Annotated in this window: 8 protein-coding genes; all 8 read right to left on the reverse strand. The window is 63.4% G+C overall.

All coding sequences use genetic code 11. The features are described 5' to 3' along the window. Positions 1 to 31 precede the first annotated feature (31 nt). Positions 32 to 3,562, reverse strand: a complete 3,531-nt coding sequence (gene nifJ / locus BN1118_RS06915; RefSeq protein ID WP_043555173.1) for a pyruvate:ferredoxin (flavodoxin) oxidoreductase — start codon at positions 3,560 to 3,562, stop codon at positions 32 to 34. A gap of 408 nt (positions 3,563 to 3,970) precedes the next feature. Continuing rightward, on the reverse strand, positions 3,971 to 5,107 hold the full coding sequence (locus BN1118_RS06920; protein WP_043555175.1) for an MFS transporter: 1,137 nt from the start codon (positions 5,105 to 5,107) through the stop codon (positions 3,971 to 3,973). 10 nt (positions 5,108 to 5,117) lie between these two features. Next, the gene (locus BN1118_RS06925; protein WP_043555176.1) at positions 5,118 to 6,677 is read right to left on the reverse strand and encodes an ABC-F family ATP-binding cassette domain-containing protein; all 1,560 of its coding nucleotides are present in this window, start codon (positions 6,675 to 6,677) and stop codon (positions 5,118 to 5,120) included. Positions 6,678 to 7,057: 380 nt separating this feature from the next. Beyond that, positions 7,058 to 8,848, reverse strand: coding sequence for a hypothetical protein (locus tag BN1118_RS06930; RefSeq protein ID WP_043555179.1), 1,791 nt, complete (start codon positions 8,846 to 8,848; stop codon positions 7,058 to 7,060). A 424-nt stretch (positions 8,849 to 9,272) separates the two neighbouring features. Next, positions 9,273 to 10,886, reverse strand: coding sequence for an alpha-glucosidase (locus tag BN1118_RS06935; RefSeq protein WP_043555182.1), 1,614 nt, complete (start codon positions 10,884 to 10,886; stop codon positions 9,273 to 9,275). Between the two features lie 188 nt (positions 10,887 to 11,074). Next, positions 11,075 to 11,455 (reverse strand): DUF1622 domain-containing protein, encoded by a 381-nt coding sequence (locus tag BN1118_RS06940; protein ID WP_043555184.1) that lies wholly within the window; start codon positions 11,453 to 11,455, stop codon positions 11,075 to 11,077. Between the two features lie 78 nt (positions 11,456 to 11,533). Then, on the reverse strand, positions 11,534 to 11,851 hold the full coding sequence (gene yqfB, locus BN1118_RS06945) for a N(4)-acetylcytidine aminohydrolase (RefSeq protein WP_043555185.1): 318 nt from the start codon (positions 11,849 to 11,851) through the stop codon (positions 11,534 to 11,536). Between the two features lie 34 nt (positions 11,852 to 11,885). Next, entirely contained in the window at positions 11,886 to 12,557 is a 672-nt protein-coding gene (locus tag BN1118_RS06950; protein ID WP_043555232.1) for a Crp/Fnr family transcriptional regulator, read from the reverse strand. Positions 12,558 to 12,629: the final 72 nt, after the last annotated feature.

Below are 12,629 nucleotides of genomic sequence, written 5' to 3' on the forward strand. Positions count from 1 at the left end.
TATCCGGTTTCACTGGTCGCTGGCAGCTTGATCACTCCTGCGAGGGGGCCTCCTTGCCGGCGAGCTGGCTCAGCCAGGCGAAGCGGCGGTTTGCATCCAGCTCTGCCTCCCGGTAGAGCTGGGTGGCGATCTCCGGCAGCTGGCGCTCCAGCCGCTTGAAGCGGGGCTCCTGCTGCAGGGTCTCGGCCAGCGAGGCGTTTGGCGCCCGGGAGTCCAGCGCCAACGGTGCCTTGCCCTCCTCGCTGCGACGGGGGTCGTAGCGGTAGAGCGGCCAGAAGCCGGTGGCGGTCAGCTGCTTCATCTGTTCGTGGCTCTGGGCCAGATCGTAGCCGTGCTCCTCGCAGGGGCTGTAGGCGATGATGAGGGACGGGCCCGGATAGGCTTCCGCCTCCTGAATGGCCTTCACAGTCTGGTTCATCTGGGCGCCGAGGGAGATCTGCGCCACATAGACGTGGCCATACATCATGATGCTGGCACCGAGATCCTTGCGTCCCTTGCGCTTGCCCTGCTCGCCAAACTTGGTGATGGCGCCGAGCGGCGTCGCCTTGGACTGCTGACCGCCGGTGTTGGAGTAGCACTGGGTGTCGAGCACCAGCACATTGATGTTCTCCCCCAGACTCAGCACGTGGTCGAGCCCGCCGAAACCGATGTCATAGGCCCAGCCATCGCCGCCGATGAGCCAGACCGACTTGTCCACCAGGTGATCCGCATCCCGGGCCAACTCAGCGGCGCCCGGCTCGGTGCGACCCTGCAGCAGGCTGCGCAGTTGCGCGATGTGGGCCCGTTGCTCGGAGACCGGCAGGCTGGCGTCTTGCAGCCCCTGTTGCAGCTTGGCCGGGACTGCGTCCCCCAGGCCGGCCAGCAGGCGGCGTACCCGATCGCGATGCTGATCGACGGTGAGCCTGAAGCCCAAGCCAAATTCGGCGTTGTCTTCGAACAAGGAGTTGGCCCAGGCCGGGCCACGGCCCTCGGCGTTGGTGGTGTAGGGGGTGGTGGGCAGGTTGCCGCCATAAATCGACGAGCAGCCGGTGGCGTTCGCGATCAGCAGCCTGTCCCCGTAGAGCTGGGTCAGCAGCTTGATGTAGGGGGTCTCGCCGCAGCCGGAGCAGGCGCCCGAGTATTCGAACAGCGGCGAGATGAGCTGGGAGGTGCGAATGTCGATGCGCTCCAGCTGCTCGGCCGTGCGCTCAGGGAGGTCCAGGAAGAAGTCGTAGTTCGCCTTCTGGGCCTCAAGGTGATCCAGCCGGGAGGCCATGTTGATCGCCTTGCGGCTCGGATCGGTGCGGTCCTTGGCCGGGCAGACCTCGACGCAGAGGTTGCAGCCGGTGCAATCCTCAGGCGCCACCTGCAGCACATATTGCTGGCCGCGCATGTCGCGGGCCTTCACATCCAGCGCGTCCAGGGTCGCGGGGGCACCCTCCAGCGCGTCCTTGTCCACCACCTTGGCGCGGATGGCCGAGTGCGGGCAGGCGGCCACGCAGTAGTTGCACTGGGTGCAGAGATCCGCCTGCCAGATGGGCACCTCCTTGGCGATGTTGCGCTTCTCCCAGCGGGTGGTGCCCACCGGCCAGGTGCCGTCCGGCGGGAAGGCGGAGACCGGCAGGCTGTCGCCGAGCCCCGCCAGCATGGCGGCGGTGACGGTCTGGACGAAGTCGGGGGCCTTGGCCGACACCACGGGTGGGCGCTGGTGGCTGGAGTGATCGAGCACCTGCAGCGGTACCGGGATCAGTGCCTCGCAGGTGGCGGCCAGCGCCTGCCAGTTGCGCTCGACCAGCTCGGCGCTCTTGTTGCCATAGCTAGCTGCGATGGCCTGCTTGAGCAACTCGGTGGCCTCTGCCGGCGGTATGATGGCGGTCAGCTGGAAGAAGGCCATCTGCATCACGGTATTGATGCGGCTACCGAGCTGGCACTCCCGGGCAATCCTGGCGGCGTTGATGGTGTAGAGGCGGGCGCATTTCTCGCGCAGCACCTGTTGCACCTCCTGCGGCAGCCGCTGCCAGATCTGATCGGCGTCGTAGGGGCTGTTGAGCAGGAAGATGCCGTTCGGCTTGAGCCGCTCCGCCATCTGGTACATGTCGATGAATTGCCACTGGTGGCAGCCGATGAAGTCCGCCTCGTCCACCAGGTAAGCCGATTGCACCGGCCGCTCATTTACCCTCAGGTGGGAGACGGTGAGGCCCCCCGCCTTCTTGGAGTCGTAGACGAAATAGCCCTGAGGATAGAGCTCTGTGTGGTTGCCGAGGATCTTGATGCTGTTCTTGGCCGCCGAGACGGTGCCGTCGCTGCCAAGGCCGTAGAACAGCGCCTCCAGCTTGCTCTGGCTTGGATAATCCAACGTCGGCAGCGGCAGGGAGAGGCCGGTGACGTCGTCGAAGATGCCGACGGTGAAGCGCGGCCTTGGATTGTCCAGCATCAGCTCGTCGAAGATGGCCTGCACGCAGGCCGGATTGAACTCCTTGGAGGAGAGGCCGTAGCGGCCGCCGATGACCCGCGGCAGGCTGGCGCGCTCGCCCCGGCTGACCGCCTCGGCCAGCGCGCTCATCACGTCCAGATAGAGCGGCTCGGCCTGGGCACCCGGCTCCTTGGTGCGATCCAGCACCGCAATCTTGCGGGCACTCTCGGGAATGACAGCCAGCAGATGCGAGGCTGAGAAGGGACGGTAGAGGCGCACCTTCACCAGTCCCACCTTCTCCCCTTGCTCAATCAGCCGCGCTATCACTTCCTCACAGGTGCCGATGGCGGAACCCATCAGCACCAGCACCCGCTCGGCTTGCGGGTGACCCACATATTCGAACGGCTGGTAGTGGCGCCCGGTTTGTTCGCCGAAGGCTTGCATCGCCTCGCTCACGTGGCGGTAGGCGTCGTCATACCAGGGGTTGGTGGCCTCCCGGCACTGGAAATAGGTGTCCGGGTTGGCGGCGGTGCCGCGAATGACAGGGTGATCCGGGCTCAGGGCGCGATCGCGGTGGGCACGGATGGCCGCTTCCGGCAGCAGGGCACGCAGGGTGTCGTCCGCCAACGGCACTATCTTGGTGATCTCGTGGGAGGTGCGAAAACCGTCGAAGAAGTGGATGAAGGGCAGCCGGCTGTTGAGGCTGGCGACCTGGGCGATCAGGGCGAAGTCCTGGGCCTCCTGCACGTTGCTGGCGCAGAGCATGGCGCAGCCGGTCTGGCGTACCGCCATCACGTCCGAGTGATCGCCGAAGATGGACAAGGCATGGGTCGCGACGGTGCGCGCCGCCACATGGAGTACGAAGGGAATGAGCTGACCCGCCAACTTGTAGAGGTTGGGGATCATCAGCAGCAGGCCCTGGGACGAGGTAAACGAAGTCGCCAGCGCGCCTGTCTGCAAGGCGCCGTGGACGGTGGCGATGGCCCCTCCCTCCGACTGCATCTCCACCACACGAGGCACGTCGCCCCACAGATTCTTGCCCCGATCGCTCGACCAGGCCGACGCCTGCTCCGCCATGCTGGAGCTGGGGGTGATGGGGTAGATGGCGATGACTTCGCTGGTGCGGTACGCCACTGAGGCGACCGCGTTGTTACCGTCTGTGGTGATCATGAGTTGTCCACTTGCTATGCCAGTTTGAAGGCCGGTTGCAGGCAACCGGCCATGGATAGGTCGCAGGCATAGTAAGAGGGTTGGAGAGAAGGCATCAAACGGGATAAATAATCAGTGAATACATCTTTTATTCATTGTCCGCTCCCTGAACGCAATGGGAGCTATTTGCCTCAACGCATTTGGCGGTGGATATGAGCAAGCTGAAGTGCGCTTTTTATGTCATATAAATCAATAGATTAAGAGGCTTCATCGCGAGAGCTGACCCTGGTATGAGGGTCAGCGAGTATGGTGTGAGTGGGAAGCGTGCGGGCTGGCAGTGCCGGCACAGTGAGATATGGGGCCGCCGATCCTGGCGGATGGGCGGCCCGTGTTGGGATGGGCGTGGGCCCGGAGTACGCGCTCCCTTTTTCAGCCGGCGGGCTTGACGGGGCGCAGCAGGGCAATGGCGCTGCCGAACAGCAGCATGGCCAGCAGTGCCATGGCCAGGGGCCCTGCGCTGTAGGCGAACCCGGCGACGGCGGACCAGAGCGCGACCCCGAGGTGCATCATGGTCATCGCCAGCGACATCAGCATGCCTCTGTGAGCACCGGAGAGCTGCGCAATATAGCCCTGCAGCGCGGGCGATCCTATGCCACCCGCCAGCGCCCACAGCAGCAGTATCGGCAGCATGAGTTGCCCGGCTGGAGCGAGATAGAAGCAGACGCTGACCAGCAGGCAGACCATCAAGGCCAGGCGCATCAGGGTGCGCCCGCTTTCGACCCGGCCAGAGAGGCGGGGCATCAGCAGGTTGCCGGCGACGCTGATGACGCCAAGCAGGGCGTACAAGCCCCCCACGGACCCGATGGACCACTCCTGGGTATCGCGCAGGTGCTGACCGACGAGATTGAACAGACCTATGCCGCCGCCAAGGCCCAGGCACATGGCCAGCAGGGCCCCGACCGCGCCCGGGATGGCCAGCAGGCGGGGGCCCTTGTCCTCCCGATGCGCAGCCGATTTTTCTGCCGGATCTTGACCTGCGGGCAGCAAGGCCAGCGCCGCCGCCACACCCCAGGCGCACACGCCGAGCAGGATGAAGGCAGCGCGCCAGGAGAGCCATTGGGTCAGCAGAGCCCCGACGGCCGGGCTCGCTATCATGCCCAGGGTCAGGCCTGCCTGGACCCAGGCAATGCGCTTCATGGCATCTGTTCCCGCGCTGTCTGCGGCCATGGCAAAGGCGATGGGCAGCATGCCGGCGCTGGCGAGGCCGGTGAGCACCCGGCTTGCAAGCCCCCATTCAAAGCTTTCCACCAGACCCGTGACCACAGAGGCGGCGCCAAACAGCAGGGTGGCAGGGAGCATCACCTTCATTCGGCCCAGACGATCCGAGAGGGTACCCAGCAAGGGGGCTATCATCGCCAGCGCCAGGCTGTAGGCCGTAATGAAGAGGGTCACACGCTCGGGCTGAACCCCCAGCTCCCGGCCTATGGGCGCCAGTATGGGGCCCAGCATAAGTTCATCGGCACCCACCAGGAATGCAATAAAAAATAGCAATATTTTCAATGACATATCTTCTACCTTAACGATGCTCAATGTGGTCGGCGGCGGTGAGGGACGGGATCTCCACCACCCGATCCGGCCAGTGGGCGATGAACTCCCGTTCGTGGCAGACCAGCACCACAGTACCTGGATAGTCCTGCAACGCCTGTTGCAGGGCAGCTTTGACGCCGGCATCCAGGTGTGTGGTCGGTTCATCCAGCACCAGCAGGTTGCTGGGTTGCAGGGCCAGTCGGCACAGCTTCACCCTGGTCTGCTCGCCACCACTGAGGGAGGCAATCGGCTGCACGGCCTGCTTTCCCGTGATGCCAAACCGCGCCAGATGCTGCCGGGCCGCCTTGTCATTCACGCCCGGGCACACAGCTTTCACCAGATTGACAGGTGTGGCATCCGGGTAGCGCCAGCACAGCGCCTGCTCGAAATAACCGAGCTTGAGCGCCGGTGACAGGGCGAGCTGACCGGCCAGCGCGGGCAGTTCCCCCACCAGGGTTTTCAGCAGGGTGGACTTGCCTATGCCGTTGAACCCGGCAATCACCAGCTTGTCGCCACGGCTCAGGGTCAGAGAGATGGGCGCCAGCAGGGGGCCTTGATAGCCAATGACCAGTTTCGAGGCGGCGATCAGCTGCTGGCCATTGTGCGGGGCCGAGCGAAACGAGAAGGAGAGGGGCTTCTCCTGCTCAGGTGCGGCCAGCCTGTCTATGCGTGCCAGCTGCTTCTTGCGGCCATTGGCGATGCTGGCATTGACCCCGGCCCCGTTTTTGTCGATGAACCGTTCCAGCTTGTCGATATGTCGCTGCTGCGCCAGATATTGCTTCCCGTGGGCGGCATCCTCGCTGGCTTTCTGGGCCATGGCCTTGTCGACATTGCCCTTGAATTTGCGGATTTGCTGCCTGTCTATGTCGCAAATGGCCGTGGCAATCCGGTTCAGGAAGGCCTGGTCGTGGGAGACCAGCATAAAGGCTCCCTTGAAGCCGCCCAGATAGTCCGCCAGCCAGTCGAGGTGACGGGTATCCAGATAATTGGTCGGCTCGTCCAGCAGCAGGACATCCGGCGCGAGCAACAGCAGGCGGGCCAGCATGACCTTGTGCCTTTGTCCGCCGCTCAATTCCCCCAGCCGGGTATGCATGCCCAATGGCGTGATCCCCAGGCCATCAGCCACCGCATCTATGTGGCTGTCGATCTGATAAAACGACCGGTTTTCCAGGCTGGCCTGAAGGGTGGCGGCGCGTGCCAGATGACGGGCTTGGGCACTTTTCGCCGGGCAGGCGTAGATGGCCATCATCTCGGCCTCCTGCCGGTAGAGATCCGCAAAGGCGGATTGCAGCTGATCGCGCACCCTGATCTGCGGATCCATCTCGCCATGCTGATCCAGATAACCGAGGCGCACCGCGGGCTGCCAGAGGATGTCGCCTCCGTCGGGCAACAACTCCGCCTGCAGCAGTTTGAGCAGGGTGCTTTTCCCCGCGCCGTTTTTGCCCGTGACGCCGATATGCTCACCGGCGAAGAGGGTGAAGTTGGCCTGCTGGTAGAGGGTCTTGTCACCCAGGTGACAAGTCAGGTTTTGAATGGTGAGTAAATTCATGGTGCTACATCCATAAAAAACGGGGGGCGGTACTTGGCGTACCGGCCCCCCGTTTCAAGCAATATTGAAACTTTGTCCTGAATATCAGAAACAAAAAGGCCGGCGATGAAGCATCTCGCCGGCCTGAGTCTCCTGTTTTCATCAGATGCGGGGCCGCCTCCCTGTGAGAGGGCATGCACGCAGCTGATGAAGATTCAGAAGAGGAATGGCTCCGGGCAACACTTCATCGTGTTAGTGCACGGAGCACAGCCTCCTGACAGAGCATTTGAACAGGATGTACAACATGGAAAAGCGGTCCAACAAAAATTCTGGTCGCAAAGTACACAGAACCCGCCTGCGAGTCAAATGACCGTCGGTTGAACATTTGGCTCAAGCGCTCGCTACTCGTGGTGCAAGGTGATGCAATCCAGGCCACCGCTGCCCCTGAGCAGGGCCTCCGCCTGGTTCAATCCCTCCCTGTGGCTACTGGCCGCCTGACCCACGAAATAGGCGGTCAGCTCGGGCACCTCGCGTTTCAACCAGGCGCCGAAGGCCTGATTCAGGGGGGCTATGCTGGCGGCGTTGGTGATGTAGAAGGGTTGCTGCGCCGTGCCCATGATGCCGTTCATCCAGTTCACCGCCCGCTTGTTCACGCTGAAGGCGCCCGGGGTGGCGATGGGGGTCAGACCGGCATCGGTCAGCTGCTGCCGGATGAGGGCATGGATCTTGTGCCAGCGCTCGGTCTGTTGCCGCAGGTTGGTAAGCGTCTCTGTGAGGCCCTGGCGCTCGCTGTCGCTCAGGCTGCCGTCGCTGGTCAGTACCTGCTGGATCAGTGCCTCGCCGGCCGCAGGATCGTTGAACAGGATGCGGCCATCGGCCAGCGGGCGCATGGCCATGTCGAGGTGAAAACCGGGTTGGGCCAGGATCACCAGATCGCGCTCGGCCACCTTGAGCTCCTGCGCCACCAGGCGCTGGCTGATGGCCATCATGGCGAGGAAACGGCGGGTCTGCTCATCCAGCTCTACGCCGGTCAGCCCCTGGCGCTGGTAGCCGCCGGCCTGCAGCATGCGTCCCAGCCGGGTCAGGGTGGCGGCATCGGCCTGCAGCGTTTGCAGCTCGTTCTCTATCTGGTCATCAGCAAAGTCAGAGTGGAGATCGGCGGTGACCACCAGGCTGGCGTAGTCCTGTTTCAGCTGAGCCAGCAGATCGAAGGAGGCCGGCAGCGCCTGGCCATGGAGCGCGCGATAGCGCTCGGCGATGAGGGCGCCCTGCTGCCGGCTCAGAAACATCCGCCCCTGTGCGGCCTGCCGGCTGTCCCAGTCCACTTGGTACTGCGCCAGCTCGGCCTTGGCGCGCGCGCTCCTGGCATATGCGTGGCGCTGCTCGGCGCTCAGATCCCGGGGCAGCAGGTTGGCTGCCTCCAGCAGTATGAGGTCAATCTCGGGATCATGGCCGTTCTGCACCGTATGGGGGCTGCCCAGCCACTCGCGCTCGATCAGCTGCAGGCGAAAGTCACCGTCGCGCTCCATGGTTTCCTGCCGGGTGGCGATGCGCTCCCGATCCAGCCGGCTGTGGTGCAGAGTGGTCTGCAGCAGAGCGTCGCGACCTATCAGGGCATAGGGAGCGCCGTCTGCGCGCTGGCCGGCCAGCATGTTGCCGCCATCTATGATGGAGAAGGTCGGGAGAAGCTCGCGCCCCTGTTCGCTGGCAAAGCGGTCGGCCTGGGCCAGCATGCCATCTGTCAGCCCCTGGGAGTCCTGGCTGCCCAGGCTGTGGTGCCCCTCCTGCTCGGCCTGCGGGCTCTCTGGGGTCAAGGCGGTGACGAAAGCGTGGTATCTGCCCTTGTCGGCCAGCGGTGCCCGGGGGCGGAAGACGAGGGCGCCATCCCGTGACAGCCACATGTTGTCCTCGGTCCAGGTGTACATGTCGCCATGGGTGTTGACCGAGAATCCCTGCTGCCTGCCGATCTGCTCCAGCTCCGCCACCAGCTCGGGCTCGGTCTGAATTGGCAGATGGAGCTGGTGGATCCGGTTGCCCAGATCGTCCTGCGCCAGCTGGAAGGTGCGAGCGAGGGCGGGCGTTTCTGCTCCAGGGCCGGCCAGCGAGTCGTCCGGAAATATGATGGGGGCTGCCGTGACCGAATTGAGCCAGAAGAGGGTCGAGATGGCGAGCGCCACTCCGGTTTTACGCATGGTGTTTACCTTTTGTTATGGCGGGATACCTATCCCGCGAGCCTGAACGTCGGCGTGCAGTACAGTGCCGCACGCTTCGGATGGAAACCATAAGGAGTCAGCGAAGAACCACAAGGGCGCAAATCTGAATTGACTTTTAACCCTGACTAAACAGCGTTGAATATCGTCGTTTGATGATAAAGGAGTCGTTTTTGATGACGATTATTTCCAATAAAAACAGGGTGTTGAACTGTTTCAATTGTCGATGGCAAGACGAGGTCGGATATCGCCTGGCAAGGCTGTTCGGGCCTGAAAATGCGAAGTTTTTAAGTGAGTAAATCGCCGGGGCGCCTCGGCAGCCCAGGGCAAGGGGAATCATCAGGGGGTGAGGCGCAGGGGCCGCCCCCGCGTGGCGGAGGCTGGCGCCGAGCGATGGTCTTGCCCGTTACTCGCTTGCCTGCATCAGCCAGACGGCGGCCTGATAGGGGGCGAAGGTGGTCGTGGGCGCATCCGGGTAGTTGCCCATCAGCAAGGTGGCGCCCCTCTCCACCAGCTCAAGATGGGGCATGGGCAAGGTGTCTGCGGTGAGATTGGCGAGCAGCAGCAGGGTATGCTGCTCTCCGCTCGCCGGATCCTGCCAGTGGCGGCGGTAGCTGATGCGCAGTGGATCGTCACCATCGAGCAGCTCGAAGTCGCCGTGGCGAATGACGGGGTGGGCCTTGCGCAATTCAATCAGCTGGCGATAGTAGTGAAACAGCGAGTCGGGGCGGGCCAGCTGCTCGGCGGCATTTATCTCGATGTGGTTGTCGTTGAGCGCGATCCAGGGGGGGGTTGTGCTGAAGCCCGCGTGAGGGGCGGCATCCCACTGCATCGGGGTGCGGGCGTTGTCGCGGCCGATGGCATCCAGCCGTCGGCTCAGCTCGGCAGGAGCCAGCCCAGGCTGGCTGGCACTGTAGTGGATGGCCTCCACGTCGCGCAGCTCATCGGTTTGCCAGTGGCGGTTGGTCATGCCCAGCTCTTCCCCCTGATAGATGAAGGGGGTGCCCTGCATCATGTGCAGCACCAGGGCCCAGAGTTTGGCACTCGGCTCGCGCCACCTTGGCCTGTCGTCGCCAAAGCGGGAGACGGCGCGGGGCAGGTCGTGGTTATTGAGAAACAGGCTGTTCCAGCCCCGGTCGTGCAGCCCCTGCTGGTGGCGGGCCATGGCCCGCTTGAAGGCGAGAGGGTCAAAATGCGACGCCCACTTGTCCTGCCCCAGCCCCAGGTGTTCGAAGTTGAACACCATGCTGAACTCGCTGCCATTCGGGTTCGAATAGTGCTGCATGTGGGCGAGATCCGCCCCCCAGGTCTCACCGACCGTGATGATCCCCTTGTTGCCGAAGCTGGCGGCGTTGAGCTCGCGGATATAGTCGTGCAGGCAGGGGCCGTTGCTCATGGCAAGGGGCGACCAGGTCTTGCTCACCATGTCGATCACATCGAAGCGGAACCCCTTTATGCCCTTGGCCAGCCAGAAGTTGATCACCTCCGCCATTTCGGCGCGCACCGCCGGGTTGTCCCAGTCCAGATCGGCCTGGCTTATGTCGAAGTTGTGCAGATAGTAGCGATCAAGCTCTGGCACATACTCCCAGCCGCTGCCGCCAAAGATGGACTCCACCGGGTGGACATCGACAAAGGCCTGGTCCCTGAACACGTAGTAGTCCTGATAGCGGGGATCCCCCGCCAGCGCCTGCCTGAACCACGCGTGCTCGGTGGCTGTGTGGTTGGCGACGATATCCATCATGATGCCGATGCCGCGGGCGGCCGCATCGCTGATCAGCTGTTCCATCTCGGCCAGGGTGCCGAAGGCGGGGTCTATGGCGCGGTAGTCCGCCACGTCATAGCCATTGTCCCGCTTGGGGGAGCGATAGACAGGGGTGAGCCAGAGCAGGTCGACCCCCAGGGTCGCCAGATAGTCCAGGCGCTGGCGGATGCCCTTGATGTCGCCCATGCCGTCGCCGTCGCTGTCCTGAAAGCTCATGGGGTAGATCTGGTAAATCACGCAGGTGTCGAGAGGGGTCATGGCGCGGGTCGGTTGGGGAAGGGGTAACCCCATTCTAGGCGCTCTGGGTTGCCCTCAACAGGGCGGGGGAGTGGCTGAAAAGGGTTCCATAAGTGACTTATTTTAAAAAGTGAGGGGAGGGTCACAATACCGCCATCCTGTGCCGAGGGAGGGATGGCGGCGCCTTGGTGCAAGCTGCTTCGGGCGTGTTATTGGGCGGCCCTGGCCGGTTCGCCGTGCTGCTCCTGCTGGCGCTCGGTCTGCGCCTCCAGCTCCTTGCCGAGGAAATAGTTCAGGAAGGTGCGGATCACCGCAATGATGGCGAGGCGGATCAGCTCCTCCTTGCTCGGCGCGACTGTGGTGGCCAGTATGTCGGCGGCGAGCTGGAACTCCAGCGCCAGAATGAGCCAGCTGCCAAAACAGAGGCGGATATGGGGGAAACCGGGGGCGTGATCCCGGACTCGTGCCGCCAGCCAGAGCGTCTTGCCAAGCCCTGTCACCACGCAAGCGATGGAGATGATCTCCAGCAGCAGCTGGAACAGCTCGACCCCGTGCATCATGCCCTCTTTCAGGCTCGCTATCTCAAACACGTTCGGCTTCTCCACGATTCAAAAGGAACACTATTAACATATTGCTCGACCAGGGCCAAATCCGGTTCGGGTCATCAATCAGGCAATCAGTTTGAATTCAATCACATAGAGTGGCGGCAGGGCAGGATAGATATCCCTGATCACCTGCTTGAGCTCGGGGAGGGTCATGTTCTCCTGGCGGGCGTGCTCGTCGCTCAGTTCATCGAAGGCGACCGCATTGACCGAGAGCACTTCTATGGCGCCGAACGGCTGCTGCTCGGGGTTGGTGAAGAGTGAGAGCCGCTGGCCGGGCTGCCATTGAGCTTCGCTCTCGTCGCGTATGGTGATGGTCTTGCGGCCGGCCTGGATGTCGGCGACGAAGCGGCTGAAGAAGGTGAACTCGGGATAGGTAGACATGGATGCTCCGATAGGGGTGAAGAGTGAATCGAGATTAAAGGTCGAGATAGGCGCGCAGCCTGGCCAGATCGGCGATGGTGGGGCCGTCAGCGCCCTCGCACACTATCCCCTGTTCTACCAGCTCTTTGAGGGCGCGGCGGTAAACGCGTTCCGTGGTGCCAAAGCGCGCCGCCTCGTGGGAGCGCTTGCGCGAGCCCAGCATGGGGGTGCGCTGGCGCTCGCGCCACAGTTCAAAGGCGATGTTGTAGGCGATGGGGTGCAGCAGGCGGCTGGTGGTGATGTCCAGGGTATCCAGATAGTCGCTGGCCAGGGCCGAGGCGAAGAACAGGGTCAGCTCGGGTTCGGCCAGCAGCCGCTGGGCCAGCTTGTGAGCACAGATGACGCTGGCATCCAGCTCTGTCTCTGCCACCACGCTCCACTGCACCGGGGTAGCGCTGAAGAACTCCATTTCGCCGAAGATCTGGCGCTGGCACGCTATCTCCCCAAGCTGAAACAGACGCCCCGAGTGCACGGCACTGTTGAGGGAGACCCGCCCCGTTTCCACCAGATAGAGGCATTCGCTCTGCTCCCCCTGGCGCATGATGGGCTCGCCCGGCAGGTAGCGGCGCAGAAACAGGGTGCAGGCCTCCAGCGCCGCGGCAAAGCGGGGTTCAAGCTGCTCAAGTTCGGCGTGAAAGCGACCGAGGGGATAGGGTTGTTGCTGCATGAGAAACCCGCGCGGGGGAACGAGGGCCATGAGGCTAGCAAGAGCGGGGGCCGTATGCCAGCGCCCGTGCCA

The sequence above is a fragment of the Aeromonas bestiarum genome (assembly GCF_000819745.1).
Classification (GTDB): domain Bacteria; phylum Pseudomonadota; class Gammaproteobacteria; order Enterobacterales; family Aeromonadaceae; genus Aeromonas; species Aeromonas bestiarum.